The organism is Streptomyces sp. NPDC001709, assembly GCF_053596375.1.
The window spans coordinates 57,025-72,583 of record NZ_JBSFGB010000042.1 but is presented as its reverse complement, the minus strand read 5'-3'; the positions used below and the strand labels follow the sequence as shown (position 1 = coordinate 72,583).

General features: G+C 68.5%; 17 protein-coding genes and 2 pseudogenes. 11 read left to right on the top strand and 8 right to left on the bottom strand.

The features are described from left to right. Nucleotides 1–165: 165 nt before the first annotated feature. From ACWC0C_RS39820 to ACWC0C_RS39805, 4 genes are all read left to right on the top strand, one after another. Nucleotides 166–1,065 carry an MBL fold metallo-hydrolase gene (locus ACWC0C_RS39820; protein WP_450869405.1) on the top strand — a complete coding sequence of 300 codons (900 nt, stop codon included), beginning with the start codon at nt 166–168 and terminating at the stop codon, nt 1,063–1,065. 10 nt (nt 1,066–1,075) lie between these two features. Further along, nucleotides 1,076–1,507: a winged helix-turn-helix transcriptional regulator gene (locus ACWC0C_RS39815; RefSeq protein ID WP_450869404.1), complete on the top strand. Its 432-nt coding sequence runs from the start codon at nt 1,076–1,078 to the stop codon at nt 1,505–1,507. Between the two features lie 104 nt (nt 1,508–1,611). Beyond that, nucleotides 1,612–1,779: a PaaI family thioesterase gene (locus tag ACWC0C_RS39810; protein WP_450869402.1), complete on the top strand. Its 168-nt coding sequence runs from the start codon at nt 1,612–1,614 to the stop codon at nt 1,777–1,779. A 331-nt stretch (nt 1,780–2,110) separates the two neighbouring features. After that, entirely contained in the window at nt 2,111–2,311 is a 201-nt protein-coding gene (locus ACWC0C_RS39805) for a hypothetical protein (RefSeq protein ID WP_450869401.1), read from the top strand. Here ACWC0C_RS39805 and aspS read toward each other — a convergent pair. Next, complete coding sequence (aspS, locus tag ACWC0C_RS39800; RefSeq protein ID WP_450869399.1) at nt 2,301–3,623, bottom strand: aspartate--tRNA(Asn) ligase; 1,323 nt, start codon at nt 3,621–3,623, stop codon at nt 2,301–2,303. The genes ACWC0C_RS39805 and aspS overlap by 11 nt on opposite strands. 704 nt (nt 3,624–4,327) lie before the next feature. Continuing rightward, nucleotides 4,328–5,176 (bottom strand): LysR family transcriptional regulator, encoded by an 849-nt coding sequence (locus ACWC0C_RS39795; protein ID WP_450869398.1) that lies wholly within the window; start codon nt 5,174–5,176, stop codon nt 4,328–4,330. 105 nt (nt 5,177–5,281) lie between these two features. Between ACWC0C_RS39795 and ACWC0C_RS39790 the strand changes: the two are divergent. Further along, nucleotides 5,282–6,006: pseudogene (locus ACWC0C_RS39790) on the top strand (SDR family NAD(P)-dependent oxidoreductase). 46 nt (nt 6,007–6,052) lie between these two features. On the opposite strand, the gene ACWC0C_RS39785 reads toward ACWC0C_RS39790, so the two are convergent. After that, on the bottom strand, nt 6,053–6,280 hold the full coding sequence (locus ACWC0C_RS39785; RefSeq protein ID WP_450869397.1) for a hypothetical protein: 228 nt from the start codon (nt 6,278–6,280) through the stop codon (nt 6,053–6,055). A 366-nt stretch (nt 6,281–6,646) separates the two neighbouring features. On the opposite strand from ACWC0C_RS39785, the gene ACWC0C_RS39780 reads away from it, so the two are divergent. Both ACWC0C_RS39780 and ACWC0C_RS39775 read left to right on the top strand, forming a co-directional pair. Then, nucleotides 6,647–7,195 (top strand): GNAT family N-acetyltransferase, encoded by a 549-nt coding sequence (locus ACWC0C_RS39780; protein ID WP_450869396.1) that lies wholly within the window; start codon nt 6,647–6,649, stop codon nt 7,193–7,195. Between the two features lie 447 nt (nt 7,196–7,642). Next, nucleotides 7,643–8,365, top strand: a complete 723-nt coding sequence (locus ACWC0C_RS39775) for a carbonic anhydrase (protein WP_450869394.1) — start codon at nt 7,643–7,645, stop codon at nt 8,363–8,365. Nucleotides 8,366–8,386: 21 nt separating this feature from the next. Here ACWC0C_RS39775 and ACWC0C_RS39770 read toward each other — a convergent pair. From ACWC0C_RS39770 to ACWC0C_RS39760, 3 genes and pseudogenes are all read right to left on the bottom strand, one after another. Beyond that, nucleotides 8,387–8,524, bottom strand: a pseudogene (locus ACWC0C_RS39770) (peptidase inhibitor family I36 protein); the annotation flags it as partial. A 251-nt stretch (nt 8,525–8,775) separates the two neighbouring features. Further along, entirely contained in the window at nt 8,776–9,765 is a 990-nt protein-coding gene (locus ACWC0C_RS39765; protein ID WP_450869392.1) for a metallophosphoesterase family protein, read from the bottom strand. Beyond that, complete coding sequence (locus ACWC0C_RS39760; protein WP_450869390.1) at nt 9,762–10,058, bottom strand: cupredoxin domain-containing protein; 297 nt, start codon at nt 10,056–10,058, stop codon at nt 9,762–9,764. The genes ACWC0C_RS39765 and ACWC0C_RS39760 overlap by 4 nt, the downstream gene beginning before the upstream one ends. A 587-nt stretch (nt 10,059–10,645) precedes the next feature. On the opposite strand from ACWC0C_RS39760, the gene ACWC0C_RS39755 reads away from it, so the two are divergent. The 3 genes from ACWC0C_RS39755 (at nt 10,646) to ACWC0C_RS39745 (ending at nt 12,696) form a co-directional block, all read left to right on the top strand. Beyond that, nucleotides 10,646–11,248, top strand: coding sequence for a sigma-70 family RNA polymerase sigma factor (locus ACWC0C_RS39755; RefSeq protein WP_450869388.1), 603 nt, complete (start codon nt 10,646–10,648; stop codon nt 11,246–11,248). Between the two features lie 25 nt (nt 11,249–11,273). Next, on the top strand, nt 11,274–12,065 hold the full coding sequence (locus tag ACWC0C_RS39750; protein ID WP_450869387.1) for an anti-sigma factor family protein: 792 nt from the start codon (nt 11,274–11,276) through the stop codon (nt 12,063–12,065). Nucleotides 12,066–12,276: 211 nt separating this feature from the next. Further along, nucleotides 12,277–12,696, top strand: coding sequence for an ATP-binding protein (locus ACWC0C_RS39745; protein WP_449194283.1), 420 nt, complete (start codon nt 12,277–12,279; stop codon nt 12,694–12,696). Nucleotides 12,697–12,782: 86 nt separating this feature from the next. Here the strand turns inward: ACWC0C_RS39745 and ACWC0C_RS39740 are convergent, their stop codons facing one another. After that, nucleotides 12,783–13,322 (bottom strand): TetR/AcrR family transcriptional regulator, encoded by a 540-nt coding sequence (locus tag ACWC0C_RS39740; RefSeq protein ID WP_450869386.1) that lies wholly within the window; start codon nt 13,320–13,322, stop codon nt 12,783–12,785. A 203-nt stretch (nt 13,323–13,525) separates the two neighbouring features. On the opposite strand from ACWC0C_RS39740, the gene ACWC0C_RS39735 reads away from it, so the two are divergent. Then, nucleotides 13,526–13,981: a nuclear transport factor 2 family protein gene (locus tag ACWC0C_RS39735; RefSeq protein ID WP_450869385.1), complete on the top strand. Its 456-nt coding sequence runs from the start codon at nt 13,526–13,528 to the stop codon at nt 13,979–13,981. A 560-nt stretch (nt 13,982–14,541) separates the two neighbouring features. On the opposite strand, the gene ACWC0C_RS39730 is transcribed toward ACWC0C_RS39735, so the two are convergent. Then, nucleotides 14,542–15,525 (bottom strand): helix-turn-helix domain-containing protein, encoded by a 984-nt coding sequence (locus ACWC0C_RS39730; RefSeq protein ID WP_450869383.1) that lies wholly within the window; start codon nt 15,523–15,525, stop codon nt 14,542–14,544. Nucleotides 15,526–15,559 lie beyond the last annotated feature (34 nt).

Below are 15,559 nucleotides of genomic sequence, written 5' to 3'. Positions count from 1 at the left end.
GCACGCTCACGCAGCTCGGCAGGGTAAGGGGACGGACGGGCCATGACTCGATCCTCTCAGGGAATCGAGCCTCCATCAGACCCGGAGCGCTTCAGGGTGCCCCCACGGGTACGCACTTGCAAGTACGTACTTCCCGATGGAGAGTCACACGCCAATAGTGAGTGCATGACCAGGACAGCAGCAGAACGTTCCCAGACCTCCATCGGCGCCACCACCGTGACCTACCTCCCTGACGGGGAGGGCTGGTTGGATGCAGCCTCGGTCTTTCCGGCCAGCCGGACGGTGGACTGGGCGCCCTACGCCGACTTCCTCGACCACCGCGGCCGGTTCCCGGTCAGCATCGGTTCGTTTCTGATCCGCACCGGAGACCGAGCCATCCTGGCCGACCTCGGGCTGGGCGTCGTCGACTTCGAGGTTCCCGGCTTCGCGTCGTTCACCGGTGGACGTCTGCTGGAGAGCCTGGCGGAGGAAGGCCTCGCGCCCACGGACGTGGACACCGTCGTCTTCACACACCTGCACCACGACCACGTCGGCTGGACCACGGACGTTGCGCCCGCCCCGCACTTCCCCGACGGCCGGGCGGTCCGCGGGCTGATGTTCCCCAACGCACGCCACCTGGTAAGCGAACGGGAATGGCGGTACTGGGCGGACAAGGGCACCTTCCCGGGACCGGACGCGCGGGCCGTACAGGAGCCCCTGGCCGACCGGATCGAGTTCGTCGACGACGGCGATCAGATCGCCGCGGGGGTTAAGGTCATCGCCACCCCCGGGCACACCCCTGGGCACACCAGCCTGGTTGTCACCGATCCAGAGGGCACGGACCCGCGGCGGCTGATCGTCCTCGGCGACGTGATGCACTGCCAGGTCCAGGTGACCGAGAGTCAGTGGCCCTTCGTCTTCGACGTGGATTCTGGGGACGCACTTCGTACCCGCGAGCGACTCCTGAAGGAGCTGGAGCACCCGGACGTGCTGTTGGCAGGCGGGCACTTCGCCGGCCACGTCTTCGGCCGAGTGCTGCCCCTCGCACTGCGCCGCTCCTGGGCCGACGAACGTGTCCTCGGCTAACGTTCGACGCATGCCAGCTCCTCGCACGCGTCGGCCCCGGCCGGGAACCCCTGGCCGAGCCCCGCTGGCGTGGCTACCCGACGGCAAGCCCGCCGACGTCTACAGCGCACCGTGCCCCTCGCGTGCCGCCCTGGACCGGATCGCCGACAAGTGGACCGTCCTCATTGTCGGCGTACTCAACGACGGGCCCCGCCGCTATGGCGAACTGCGCGACACGATCGACGGCGTCAGCGAGAAGATGCTCACCCAGACGCTGCGCAGCCTCGAACGGGACGGCCTCGTGGCTCGCACCGTCACCCCGACGGTCCCGCCCAAGGTGGAGTACCGGCTCACCGACCTCGGTCGTACCCTCCAGGAACCGTTGGCAGCCATCCGCGACTGGGCCGAACGGCACATCAACGCCGTGGAGGCGGCGCGGCTGCACTACGACACCAACACCTGATCCGATCGGTGCAGGCGCTTCCACCATCCTCGCACTGGGAGGCAGGATGGCATCGCAGAGCACGACCACCGCACGCTCCACAACGTTCCGTTGGCAGGCAGGCAGTGGACATCACCGTGGTACGTGCCGAGCCCGGCCTGGTGCGGTTCGCCATGCCTGTGCGTGATCATTTCGTCAACCATCTCGGGTTTCTCGCCGGTGGCATTCTCTCGACCGTCGTCGACGCGGCCCTGGCCTCCGCGGTGCTGTCCATGGTCACTCCGGAGGTTTGATCCGCCCCAAGCCAGTGCCAGCCGACAGGGCGAACGGCATCGGACCCGGGGAGAACCATGAAGTTTCCTGACCATGCGGCCCGAGGTGCCGTCGCGCTGGCGCTGGCCGAGGACGCCGCCGCGGACGACATCGTCTCTCGGTGGAGCACCGCGAGGACCTGTGTGTACAGGCTCGGATCATCTCCCGTCAGGCCGGGGTGGCAGCCGGGATTCCGCTCGCCGCCGAGATCTACCGGCCGCTACTGCTCCGGCCGTCCGGCCCGACGCGAAGCGTTCTGGCCGGCGAACGCACCGTACTCAACCTCCTCCAGCGACTGTGTGAATCGCCGTCTTGACGAGTCGTCATGTGGCCTCGGTCCGTGGCCTCCCGATGCTCATCCTCGGTACCCGCAAGACCGTGCCGGGCCTGCGCGTCGTAGCGGCGGGCGGTGTCACCGCTGCCGTCGCCGCCGTTCACGAGGGCATGGCCGACGAAGGCGGGAGGGCACGGTGGGGCGCGTGCGTCGCTGCTGCCTTCCGCCCTACGGGGTGAGGCGGTTCGGACCGCGGAACAAGAACGTGGCCTCGCGGATCGAATCGAGCCCCAGCAGCGCCATCAGGATCCGGCCCAGCCCCATCCCGAAGCCGCCGTGGGGCGGGCACCCGTAGCGGAAAACGTTGAGGTAGTCCCGCATCGACTCGATGCTCAAGCCTTTCCCCGTGGCCTGTTCCACGAGCACCTCGTAGCGATGCTCACGCTGCGCGCCGGTCGTGACCTCCAGCCCCTTCCACAGCAGGTCGAAGCTCAGAGTCACACCCGGGTCGTCCGCCGGCCGCATGTGGTAGAAGGGGCGGACGCCCGCCGGATAGCGGGTGACGAATACCCACTCATGCCCAGTCAGCTCCTGGAGGTGCGTGGCGATACGACGCTCACCCTCGGGGTCCAGGTCATTTCGCCCGCCCTCCGGATCCCACCCCTGCGCCCGCAGGGCCCTCAGTGCCTCAGCCATCGTGATCCGCGGAAACGGCACCGTCGGCACGGCAACCCCGACACCGAGCGTCTCCCGGATCGCTTCACCGTACGCGTCGGCTACCTTGGCGATGGCGTGTGCGAGCATCCGTTCCTCGAAGGCCATGACGTCCTCAACCCCGTCGATCCATGCCAACTCCACGTCCACGCCCGTGAACTCCGTGGCGTGCCGCGAGGTGAACGACGGCTCGGCACGGAATACCGGGCCGACCTCGAAGACCCTGTCGATGCCGGCCCCGATGGGCATCTGCTTGAAGAACTGCGGCGACTGCGCCAGATAGGCGGAACGGCCGAAGTAACCGAGCTCGAACACCTCGGCACCAGACTCCGACGCCGTCCCCATCAACTTCGGGGTGTGCATCTCAGTGCAGCCCTGCCCGTAGGCGTATTCACGCATGCCCTGCTCGAGCGTGGTCTGCACAGCGAACAGCAGCTGCCCGGTCGGACGGCGCCGGACGTCCAGAAACCGCCAGTCCAGACAGTGCTCCAAGCCGGTGTGCTCGTCGATCGGCAACGGCGTCGCAGCCCGGTTCAGCACCTCGACCCTCTCCGGAATGATCTCCAGGCCGTGGAGCCTCACGATCGGGTTTTCGGTGACACGCCCGGTGATCCGCACCGCAGACTCAGGGGTGAGTCCTTGCAAGGCGGCTTCGATCCGATCGCCTGCGCCGCCGCGCTGGTGGGCGACCTGCACCATGCCACTGTGGTCGCGGACGACGACAAACTGCACCTTGCTCAGCAGGCGGAGTGTGTGCACCCAGCCCGAAACGGAAACGGTCCGCCCCACGTACTCGCGCAAGTCGGACACCAGGACACGGCCAGTCGTGTGGATCATCGCAGCCCTCCCAGGGCCTCGCGTCGTGATCCCTTGGGGGCGCGGACGAGAAGGGGACTCGCGGTGCCACCGCGCCTTCACCGCCACTCGAGAGCAGCGGCCTCGTTCATGCCCGGTAACGGGGGCCGGCCGGCGAGGCATTGGGCCAAGAGGCCGTTCCTCCCCGCACTCAGGAGGGTCTTCACCCCGGGGTGCGAGACCGCCTTCTCAGCTACCGGCAGCTCTCTCAGCTCGCGTGATCCCGTGGATACTCGTCTCCGTCATCGCGTTGTCACGGAGGATAGCGAGCTCGGCTCCCGACACAACACCGATATTCCAAGATGGCCGCCGATCGTGGCCCCTGCCACCTCAGCCCGCCAGCGGTGCTCCGTCAGCTCGTTCCCGCTCGACGTCGACACCACACAGCGTCAGCGTGGTCACGACGACATGCTCGACCTCGGGGGTGCCGGACTCATCCACCGCGGCACACCACCGCTCCGTGTTGGGTCGACAGGGCGGAGGCAGCACCTCGCCGGACCCCATGACGACGGCGGTCGCGAGACATTGCCGGCTCGCTCCCGCACACGCCGCACGCCATGCGGATGATGATCGCAGTCCTTCTGACATCGTCCATGGGCGACGTCAGAGAACGCGACGAACGCCGCGCGCGATCGCCGGACAACCGCAGCCGCACCGACTCGCCATCCCCTGTGTTTGTCAAGCTTTCAGTGACGTGTCGCGGCCCGGACGAGGCCGGCGACGGCTCGGGACCGGCTGTGGGGCGGCCAGGCGATGACCGTCGTGACTGTCGGCGCGTCCACCACCGGCACGGCTACGAGATCCTCGGGCAGCCGGGCTTGGCACGACTCCGGCGCGATCCAGCAGGCGCGCCCGAGCGCGGTCAGTTGGAGCAGCTGCGCGTGGTCGCGCGCCCGCGGACCGGTGCCCTGCGGGTACGTACCGTCTCGGCCGGGCCAGCGCGGCAGCGGCAGATCGGGCAGCGCGGTGACTTCGGCCATCCGCACGTGGGTCCTGCCGGTGAGGGGGTGCCCGGCCGGCAGGACCACGACCTGTCCCTCCGTGAGGAGATCCTCGGTGTCAAAGCCGGTCGTGGTGTCGTACGGCCGGTGCAGCAGGGCCACGTCGGCCCGGCCGTCGCGCAGCAGTTGTTCCTGCTCGCCGATCCCGCACAGGAGCAGATCGACGGCGACCGCGTCGGGTTCGGCTGCGTAGGCGTCGAGCAGTTTCGCCAGCAGTTCGCTGGAAGCTCCGGCCTTCGTGGCGAGGACCACGCCGGCCTGGCCGGTCGCGGCGAGGGCTGCGCGCCGGGTGCGGCGCTCGGCAGCCTCGACGGCGTCCAGCACCGCCCGGGCCTCCTGCAGAAGCACCGCCCCGGCCTCCGTCAGGGTGACGGTGCGGCTGGTGCGTTCCAGCAGCAGCGCCCCGAGGCGGCGTTCAAGCCGGCCGATCGCCCGTGACAGCGGGGGCTGCGCGATCCCGAGCCGCTGTGCGGCCCTGCCGAAGTGCAGCTCCTCGGCGACAGCGACGAAGTACCGCAACTCCCGTGTCTCCACACCGCGATGCTACCCGGCCCCGACCAGGGTCGATACCCGCGAGGTATCGCTGCCCACCCAATCGGTGTTGGCCGTCTCCCGCCAGGCCCGGAGAGGATCGGCGGCATGAACGAACAGACGATCGCGCTGGTGACAGGCGCGAACAAGGGCATCGGGTACGAGATCGCGGCCGGTCTGGGCGCCCTCGGCTGGAGCATCGGGGTCGGCGCCCGGGACGAGGAGCGGCGCGAGGCGGCCGTGGCGAAGCTGCTGTCGGACGGTGTCAACGCGTTCGGCGTACCGCTCGACGTTTCCGACGACGCGAGCGTGGCTGCCGCCGCCGAGCTGATCGAGGACCGCGCGGGACGCCTCGACGTCCTCGTCAACAACGCCGGGATCGCCGGCAACGCGCCACAGATGCCAACCACGGTCGACGTCGCGACGGTGCGGGCGGCCGTAGAGACCAACGTGATCGGCGTCATCCGCGTCACCAACGCGATGCTGCCGCTGCTGCGCCGCTCCGCCTCGCCGCGGATCGTGAACATGTCCAGCAGCGTCGGCTCCCTCACCCTGCAGACCACTCCGGGCGCCGAAACGGGCCCGATCGCCGTCGACTACGCACCATCGAAGACGTTCCTCAACGCCGTCACCGTCCAGTACGCCAAGGAACTGCGCGACACGAACATCCTGATCAACGCCGCCTGCCCCGGCTACTGTGCGACCGACCTCAACGCCTTCCGCGGCGTGCGCACCCGGAACAGGGCGCCGCGATCGCGATCCGGCTCGCGACCCTGCCCGACGACGGCCCCACCGGCGGCTTCTACAACGACGCAGGGAACGTGCCCTGGTGACATGGGCCCCGGCACTTTGACCACTTGAGCAATGCTTCATGATCAACTACTTCGGTTCGTCGCTCTTCGGCATCGTGGGATCTTCGTCGGCGAGTTGGCCGACGAGCCGCTGTATTGCCGATCGGACGCCCTGACCGTAGTCGTCATCGTTGAGCGCATCGAGGTGCTCCCGGGCCTGGGCCAGGTGCGTTCGGGCCTGCGCGGTGTCTGCGAGTTTGTGGAAGTCCGCGGCGAGGTTGAGGTACAGGAACGGGTAGAACCCGCGGATGGCCAAGGACGAGTCGTGCTGCTAGGCCCGGTCGTCGGTCACGGACGCGGCGGCGTCCAAGGCGCGCAGATCCCAGACCGTCGCTCGTCAGCGATCACGCGAAAGCGTAGAGGCAGCCACTGACACCCCTGGTGGAGAACTTCACGACGAAGACGTCCACACTGAACAGGGGTTCGACGCGCTCTGAGAGGTCAACGGCGCCATGGCCGAAGAGTGGTTCGTCGACGCCACTCGGTGATGCCCGCGGTCACGGTCATGGTTTCGAGCCGTGCACGGACACCGACATCCAGATCGGGCCGACGGGTCAGAAGCTGCTACCGCTGCCGGTCGTCTGAGGCTGCTGCCCGGCGGGCTTGCGATAGGTTGCCCGCCATGACCGAGCTTGGACCCGTCGCCTGGCCACCTGCTCCGATCAAGACCGAGCGGCTCGTGCTCCGCGAGTCCGAGGCCCGGGACCGTGCGGCGTTCGTCGAGCTGTTCGCCTCGCCAGAGGTGGGCACTTACATCGGTGGCCCTCGACCGCGTGACGAGCTCGAGCGCTCGGTGCCTGAGGTGCCCGGGCGGCGTCCTGGCCTTTTCGTGATCGAGCTCGACGGAGCGATGATCGGCACCATCGAGCTCAACCGGCGCGACGCGGAGCGACGGAGTCATATCCGTCCGGATGCCGGGGAGGCCGAGCTCGGCTACCTGTTCCTCCCAGAGGTGTGGGGACGCGGGTACGCCGCCGAGGCGTGCGCGGCGGCGCTCGGCTGGTTCGCCGACGCGCTTCCTGGCGAGCCTGTGGTGCTCTGCACCCAGACCGCCAACGACCGCTCGATGCGCCTCGCGGCGAAGCTGGGGTTCACCGAGGTGCAACGGTTCGAAGAGTGGGGCGCCGAACAGTGGATGGGCGTGTGGTCCTCGGGTACTCCGTCCAGTTGAGCTCGTGATCACCAGCGCGGATGCACGAGGCCACCGACCGGTCCGCCGGCCTCGGCGCGCCGCCTGCCCTCGTGGAGCACGTCGGAGGGGAAGCGTACGGGGATGGGCTCTGGCAGTGGCTGACGACGAGGAGGAGCAGGCAGCGGCCCGGGGTCAGTGTCGGGCCGCTGGTCACCGCTGAAACCGCCCGTTCTCACCTACGCAGCCAGAGGTTGATGTTCACGAGAACGGACAGCACCCGGTCGCGGCATGGCGGTCGGGCGGGCGAGGTCTCGGCTCAAACTCTCGCTCTGCGGCGTGAGCCGTTCTGTGGGTCGTTCTGTGGGCCGTCTGTAGCAACCGTAACCCGTGCACGCTTGCGCCTGCGGCCAGGTCACCACACGACGCGGAACAATTGCCCTGGTCAAGACACGGGGACGCATCCGAGCGGCATCGAGGGAACGAACGATGGACAGAGCAGGACGTCTGGGGCGTAGAGCGCTGCTTGCCTGCGGCACCTTCGCTCTCGCGGGGTGTTCATCGCTGAAGGCCGCCCCGGCGGCGCTCAGCGCTTCACCCACGACGCGGCCGACCACACCTGCCGCGGCATTCGCGAGACTGATGGAGGGCAACCGGCGCTGGGTGAGCGGAGCCCTTCATCATCCCGACCGGGATCCGAACCGGCGTCAGCTCGTGGCCCAGGAGCAGGAGCCTTATGGGGCGATCCTCTCGTGCATCGACTCCCGGGTGCCGCCTGAACTCCTCTTCGACACCGGGCTGGGTGATCTTTACGTGATGCGCACGGGCGGGGAGGCGGTCGGCCCGGTGGTCACTGGTTCGGTCGAGTACGGGCCCATGACCAGTGGCACTCCGCTCGTCGTGGTCCTCGGGCATCAGCGCTGCGGCGCCGTCAAGGCGGCGTATGAGGCCCTTCATTACGGCAAGTCGCTGCCCGGCAACCTGCAGGCGATCGTCAAGGCTCTGCAGCCGGCATACATGCAGGCAGTGAAGGAAGGCGGCGCCGACCCGGTCGAGACCATGGCCCGTGCCCAGGTCAAGTTGACCGCCACCGATCTGCGCTCCAACCAGGACCTCGCCCCACTGGTGGGAAAGGGCGCCCTTGCCGTCGTGGGCGGCTACTACTCGCTCGACACCGGCAAGGTCGAAGTCCTGACAGGCGCCCCTTCCTGAACCGGTCGAGGAGCCGATCCTGTTGTCCGACGTGCCCATCGTGGGCATGTTGGTGCGTGTCGTCATCATGGAGCCGGTCTCGTTCGTACCGCTCCATCCGCACGGGTAGCCGGACGGGCAAGCGCTCGCCGAGGAGCAGGCCAGCCCGCCCGGTGTCACGCCGGCCGCCCCGGCGCCGCCGGGCTCGGAACGGCTGGAGCGGGAGAGGACACGGCCGGGGCGGACGCCAGCACCAGATGCACGTTGGCCCCCCGCTGATACCGAATCTGCTCACCGCGGCCAACACGGGCCCGTCATCCAGTCGCCGCGCCCGAGTGGACCTCGATGGCCGCAGTGTCCCGGTCGATGCCCGGACGCGGGTCGGTCACATGCGGGCTCGCACGGAGCCGCGACGAGGAGTCCTCCCTTCCTCATGCCAGCCGCTTGTCCTTGACCGCCAGCTCGCGGTCGCCCTGCCGGTAGTCCACGGTGCGAATGCCTAGCGCAGCCTTGAGCTGTCGGGCGGGCACGACCTGGGGAGTGGGGGCGGGGGCCCGTCCCGGCTTCGGCAGTGGGTAGGCGGTGGTGGTGGCAGAGTGGAAGGTGATGTTGCCCTCCGTCTTGGTGAACAGCTGGTGGACGTGTCCGTTGAGGCAGGTCACCGAGGAGAAACGGCGCAGCAGCGCGATCACCTTCAACGCGTCGTCCGTGCTCCAGCCCCACTGGGGGTACATGGCGAACAGCGGGATGTGGCTGAAGACCACGATCGGGGTGTCCGATGACAATCCCGCCAGGTCCTTGCGTACGAAGCCGATCTGCTCGGTGCCGAGGTGGCCCAGCTTTTCCAGGCTCAGAGTGTTGACCAGGGCGATGAAGTGGACGCCGTGGGTGTCGAAGCTGTACCAGCCGTCGCCGAGCGTGCCCTCGCCGAAGATCTGCCGGTATGCGCGGCCCGCATCGCCGATGGAGTCGTGCTCGCCGGGCACGGTGAAGACGCGGTCCGTGCGCAGCCTGGTCATCATCTGCCTGACCTGGTCGAACTGGTCCGCCGTGGACAGGTGCGTCAGGTCGCCGCTGTGCATGACGAAGTCGGGCCGGAAGCCGAGCGTGTTGACCTGGTCGATCGCCTCGGTGAACGAGCCGACCACGTCCATGTTCGCCGGCCCGTGGAAGCCGATGTGACTGTCGGAGACCTGCACGAACCGCAGGGCGCCGCTGGTTCCCGCGGCGGCCTCGGCGCCGGTGTCCTGGGGGCTGGCGATGTGACTGATCACCTCTCCGCCGGCCACGGTCAGCACGACGGCTCCGCCGAACCACCCTACGTGCCGCATGAGTTGACGCCGTGTCATGCCGTGTTCCTCGGCGGGCTGGTCGGCGACGGCGCCCGAGAATGGGTCCTGAGCATCACGGTATCCGGTCATCGGGTCACCTCCACCTTGGCCGTCATAAAGGGATGGATGGTGCAGAGGTAGGCGTAGGTGCCCGGCTTGGTGAACCGGTAGCTGTAGGTGGCGTGGGTGGCCAGAGCGGGCGAGTGCAAGGGTCCGCCCGATCCGGCACTGGTGACCGTGTGGGCGTCGGTGTCCTGGTTGGTCCAGGTCACCGTCGTGCCCGCTTTGACCTCCAGCGTGGCCGGGGAGAACGCGAAGTTCTTGATCGCTACGGCATCTCCGGTCACCGGCGCATCAGCCGCGCCCGTCTTAGGCGAGCTCATAGGCATGCTCATGCCGGGCATCGGCGAGGCGCCAGGCACTGTGCTCGCCGCATGTCCCGACGGGGAGGCACCGGGCATCCCCGCAACCTGACGCTGACCAGGACCGGGCGTGATGGCACCGGCTGCGGTGGAGTGTGGGGACGGGCCGCACGCGCTCAGGAGCCCCAGGGAGGCTGCCGCCCCGGCCACGATCCCGGCCGTGACGCGTGATCGCCGACCGACATGGCCAAAATTCGGGTACATGGTGTTTGTTCCTCACTGATCAGGAAGAGGGGAAAGGTGGCGGCCGAGCTCGCGCGATCGTCTGACGCGCGCGGGTTCCGCATGCGACGGACGCGCATCCCGCAACGGGCCCGCCGAGCGGGGGTTCGTGTTGCGGCAGCAGTGCAGCGACGCTCGTCGACGATTTGCCGTGTATCTCAGCTCTTGCCTGACTTCACGAGCAACGGTGCCGCCCGGTTCGACTGATATACGACTTTCATTCGACTTTCTTCGCGCTCCCCTCGGGTCGAACCAGTCGCCACAGGCGGCACACGGCACGCAGCACGCAGCAAGACAAAAGAGCGCATATGCGTAATGATCGACTTATGCCATGGAGTGCCCGTAAACATGGCCAAACAGCCGATCCGGATCGCTCTGCGCGCCGTGTCTCTGGTGGAGGAAGCATTTCGGCCACCGACGAGGAACTGATCCGCGCTCTGTATGCCGAGCATGCGGGCCCCCTGTTCCACTTCGCGCTGCGCCTGACGTCAGGAGACCGGCAGTGGGCCGAGGATGTCGTACAGGAGACGCTGCTGCGGGCGTGGCAGCACCCCACCGCGTTCGACCCCCGGCGCGGTCCTGCTCGGGCCTGGCTGTTCACGGTCGCCCGGCACCTGGTCATCGACGCCCACCGGGCCCGGCGGGCCAGGCCGGCGGAGACCGGCGGCGAGGCCCTGGAGCGGGCCGCCGGGCAGACAGCGGGCGAGGACCAGATCGAGCAGGCACTGCAGAGCTGGGCAGTGGTCGACGCCATCCGGACGCTGTCCCCGGACCACCGCGCCGTACTGGCCGAGACGTACTACCGGGGCAAGACCATGGCAGAGGCCGCGGACGTGCTGGGCATCCCGCTGGGCACGGTCAAGTCGCGGACGTACTACGCCCTGCACGCCCTCCGGCTCGCGCTGCAGGAACGGGGCATCGAGCCATGACCGAGGCATGGAGGAGGTGCCGGCCATGAACACGGACCACGACGCCCTGCGGATGGCACTGGGCGGGTACGTCCTGGGCACGCTGTCCCCGTCGGAAATGGAACAGGTACGCGCCCACCTCGCGACATGCGACGCCTGCCGGGCGGAGCACGAGCAACTGGCCGGGCTGCCGGCACTGCTCGAGATGGTCACAGCGGCCGAAGCGGCAGGCCAGACGGTTCCGGCCGGCGACGAGGACCTGGCCGACCGCTTGGTGCGGCGGGCGGCCGAGAGCGCGCAGGGAGCACCGCAGGCACCATCCGGCATGTCCGCGACACCTCAGGCTCCCGAGACAGGGCTGATCGACAGTATGCTCCAGCAGGCCGCGGCCAGGCGCCGCAGGACCTGGCGGTTGCAACTGGTCGGCGCGGCCGCCTCCCTGATGCTGGTCGCGGCAGCGGCGGTCGGCGGCACCTGGCTGGCGACCAGCACATCCGTGACAAGTCAGGGCAGGCAGTCCGGACCCGCCACGCCGACTCCGTCGCGCACCTTCTCCGGAAACGATTCCACCACCGGCGTCACCGCCTCGGTAAAGGTCTTCCCCTCGGCCTGGGGCAGTGTCCTACAGGTCTCGGCCCATGGTGCACCGGCCGGCATGATCTGCCGATTGCAGGCAATCGGGCCCGGCGGGACCAGGGCGGACGCCGCCACCTGGCGGGCCGGCGAGTACCCGACCGGAACGAAGATTCCGGGGGCGGTCCCCATGGCTCCGGGAGCCATCGAGCACTTCGAGATCATCTCCGGAAGCGGCCAGAAGCTGGTCACGATCCGGGCGTGAGGCCACCCGGAAGCCGCCGCGCAGCCGCAAGGTCGCAAGGTCGCAAGGTCGCAAAAAAGGTACGAATCGCTCGAACCATATGCCACTCGTCGTGCGTAGTAACGGATGAGCGCTCATACACAGGTTCCCCGGCCTACCGGCCGCCTCCAGGTTCTTGGCGGCCCCCAGCTTTGCTCCAGCCTCCGCATCCACACAGAAGAGCCAGAAGACCATGTTTGTGACCGATTCCGAGCGCACCAGCTCACGGCCCTGCTCCCATCGGGCGACACTGACCCTGCCCGCACGGGAGGCACATGTGTCCGCCGCGCGTCACTTCACGGCGGATCTGCTGGAGTGCTGGAGCGTTCCCGAGAGCGAGCGTGAGTCCGCCGTTCTCATCGTCGACGAACTCACCGCCAACGCCGCCCAGTACGGCCGCGAGTGCATGACGTTGGTACTCGTCCTCGATCACGGCGCCCTGTACATCGTGGTCAGCGACTCGGGAACCCCGGTCGATCATGGTTCGCACAACCTCGCCCCGGACGAACACGGCCGCGGCACCGGCATAGTCAAGTACCTCGCGCAGTCGACCGAGATCCACCAGACCCACAGCGGCCGGGAAGTCCGTGCCTGCCTCCGCTGCCCGGTGTGACCAGCCCCTGGAGACAGCGTGAGCGTCACCCCGCCGCGGGGCTGCCGCATCGAGGAGTGGATCCGCACCCAGAGCGTGTGCCCAGTTCAGATCCTCATCTCCGGCCGCGGGTTCCGGAGGGGCGCCAGGCCGTCGAAGACGATGGCAAGCATCCGGTCTCGTACCTGCTCCTCAAGGTGGGCGTGTGCCGAGGCTCGTGATGTGGCAACGAGCAAGGCGTAGACCTCGGGCAGTTCGACGTCACCTCGGACGGCGCCGGCGCGTTGAGCATGCTGAAGCAGGACACCGACGGCTCGACGCAGTCCGTCCGATGCCTGAGCAGCGTCGCCGCCGGTGCCACCACCGGCCTCGAGCAGGGCTTCGGCTATGGCGTTTTTGCCGGCGGCGTCGGCGACGAGGTGGCTGAAGAAGTCGAAGAACGCCGTAGCCGGGTCCGTGGCGTGAACCAGCGTTTCGGCCTGCGCGCGCAGGCGGTCGAACCGCTGCACGAGCACGGCTTCCAGTAGCGCCGCTTTGGTGGGGAAGTGGCGGAAGACTGTGGCGATGCCAACGTTGGCCAGGCGGGCCACCTCCTCGGTGGACGCGGACTGGCCACCCTTGCCGAAAACGTCTTCGGCGACGTTCAAGATCCGCTCGCGGTTGGTTCGCGCGTCAGCGCGTTGCGGCCGTCTGCTACTGCTACCCATCCTTCGGTTACCTGGGACGCTCATCGCACTTTCACTCGTTTGCCGATCTCCGGAGTCGCAGCTCCATATAATCGGAGTCGCGACTCCGGATAGTACTTCGATACCGCACCGCCGCACGTCGCTGCAGACGACAGGAGAGTGTCATGTCCCAAGACGTCAGCCCGCGAGAGGTTTTCCTCGCGCTCGTGAACGGTGTTGCAGAGGGCCACTGGAAGGAACTGCCCGATCTGTATGCGGAGCAGACCCATGTCGTGCACCCGTTCGACCCGCTTCGTGCTGCCGCGCTCCGCACCCGCGACGAACTGCGCGAGCACTTCAGGCCGACCGGCGCCGGCCCCCAGCTGCACCGTCGGGCAACCAACATCACGATCCATGAGACGACCGACCCCGAGGTCATCGTCGCCGAGTTCGAGTACCAGGGAACAGTCGCGGAGACCGGAGAACCCTTCGCGCTGCCCGGTATCTTCGTCCTTCGCGTGCGCGACGGAAAGATCATCAGCTCCCGCGACTATTTCGACCATCTCACCGCCGCCCGAGTTCGCGGGCAGCTCGACACACTTGTCGCAGCCGTGCAGGCGAGCGGCACCACTCCGGCCTAGGGCACGCCGACTCGGATCTTCATAGGAGGCTGCAGAGCCTGGGAGCGTGCGGGCGTCGCCGACCGGCTCGACGAGCGCATCGCCTCCGCGCTTCGGACAGTGCGCGCTCTACGCCGAGCCCGTCATCGACATCGCATTCATCGACGCCGACAAGGACAACTACCCGGCGTACTACGAGGAATCCGGCTGCCGCCCTTTGCTACGAAGGATTGCTCAGTGGCTGCGCCCGGGCGGCTGGTTACCACCGGGACTTACGGTGCCCACTCGCAGCGCGTCAGCGGTGCCGGGCGATGGTCACTCCGTCGCGCATCGGCGGCATCACGGATTCCACCCGCTTCTTCTTGAACTTGCGGTGTGGCCTACTGGCCGATGCTCGCCCCAGCCCCTTCTAACCCCGTCGGCGTTGGCGGCAACCCTGAGCCGGCCCGGGGACGGCAAGGCTGATCCCCGGGGGCCTTCAGCTGCAGACCGTCACCGAGTCCGTGTCAGCCTGTATGGGGCCGCAGCCCTGCTGGTCCAGCACCTGGGCGCCACTCCCGCGAACGTTCCCGGTCGGAGCATCAGCTGCACAACTCGTCACCGAGGGGCGTACGGGCGTACCGCACGATTCGGCCGCTGCGCGTGCGGGTGAGCAGGCCCGCGTCGTAAAGAACTGCCAGGTGCTGGCTGACCGCGCCCGGGGTGACGTCGAGGCGGTGGGCGAGCTCAGTGGTGGAGGCCGGTTCGGTCAGCAGCAGCAACAGGCGGGCGCGGGGGCGGCCGAGGAGGCGTACGAGGGCCTCGCCGGTGACCGGGGGTGGTTCCTCGGAGAGGGTGGCACGGCCGCGGGCCGGGTATGTGAGGACCGGCGGGCGGGCGGGGTCGATCAGCGGCTGGGCGCCACGGGCGAACAGCGTCGGCAGCAGCACCATGCCGCGGCCGGCGATACTGACGTCGCTCCATGGCGCTTGAATGCTGAAGTCCTGGGTGGACAGGAGGAGTTGGCCACCGTCCCAGGTGAGCCGCCTGTCGAGGCCGGCGAACAGCGCACCGGCGCCCTGCTCGGCCAGGATCCGCCCCCGGTGGGCGAGGTCGGCCTCCAGGATGGTCTGGACCCGGGGCCACCAGTCGGTGGCCAAGCACGTGTGCCAGTAGGCGTCGAGGGCGTTCGTGATCCGGTCGAGGAAGGCAGCGGGGGTGGCGAGTGAACGGGCGACGACGGGAGGCAGCGCGTGCGGGGTGCGGTAGGCGGCGCTGAAGTCGGCGACCACGACCTCCGGCGGGGTCGTGGCGAGCCGGTCGAGCCCCTCGGCGAAGCCGGGGCGGGCGCGTTCGGGGCGTGGCGTGAGGAAGTCCGGGACCCATAGCCAGGGGGTGACGAGCGCGGTGAGCAGTTCGCGGTCGAGTCGGTCCAGGTGCGGTCGGATGCGGCGCAGCCACGGCCGGTGGTGCGGATAGCGTGCCGGATCGTGCAGACAGCGCAGGGAGAACACCGCCTCCTGCAGGGGACAGTAGGCGAAGGAGGTGGTCGCAAGGTCGCCGACGGCGAAGCGGAACTCGATCATTGAGCGCTACGCTAAATCATTGTCGGTGCCCACG

Coding starts and splice junctions, on each gene's coding strand:
- aspS (WP_450869399.1), bottom strand. CDS start 3,623: ATGATCCACACGACTGGCCGTGTCCTGGTGTCCGACTTGCGCGAGTAC.
- ACWC0C_RS39750 (WP_450869387.1), top strand. CDS start 11,274: ATGAACACGGACCACGACGCCCTGCGGATGGCACTGGGCGGGTACGTC.
- ACWC0C_RS39730 (WP_450869383.1), bottom strand. CDS start 15,525: ATGATCGAGTTCCGCTTCGCCGTCGGCGACCTTGCGACCACCTCCTTC.
- ACWC0C_RS39755 (WP_450869388.1), top strand. CDS start 10,646: ATGCCATGGAGTGCCCGTAAACATGGCCAAACAGCCGATCCGGATCGC.
- ACWC0C_RS39760 (WP_450869390.1), bottom strand. CDS start 10,058: ATGAGCTCGCCTAAGACGGGCGCGGCTGATGCGCCGGTGACCGGAGAT.
- ACWC0C_RS39745 (WP_449194283.1), top strand. CDS start 12,277: ATGTTTGTGACCGATTCCGAGCGCACCAGCTCACGGCCCTGCTCCCAT.
- ACWC0C_RS39765 (WP_450869392.1), bottom strand. CDS start 9,765: ATGACCGGATACCGTGATGCTCAGGACCCATTCTCGGGCGCCGTCGCC.
- ACWC0C_RS39820 (WP_450869405.1), top strand. CDS start 166: ATGACCAGGACAGCAGCAGAACGTTCCCAGACCTCCATCGGCGCCACC.
- ACWC0C_RS39775 (WP_450869394.1), top strand. CDS start 7,643: ATGGACAGAGCAGGACGTCTGGGGCGTAGAGCGCTGCTTGCCTGCGGC.
- ACWC0C_RS39735 (WP_450869385.1), top strand. CDS start 13,526: ATGTCCCAAGACGTCAGCCCGCGAGAGGTTTTCCTCGCGCTCGTGAAC.
- ACWC0C_RS39780 (WP_450869396.1), top strand. CDS start 6,647: ATGACCGAGCTTGGACCCGTCGCCTGGCCACCTGCTCCGATCAAGACC.
- ACWC0C_RS39815 (WP_450869404.1), top strand. CDS start 1,076: ATGCCAGCTCCTCGCACGCGTCGGCCCCGGCCGGGAACCCCTGGCCGA.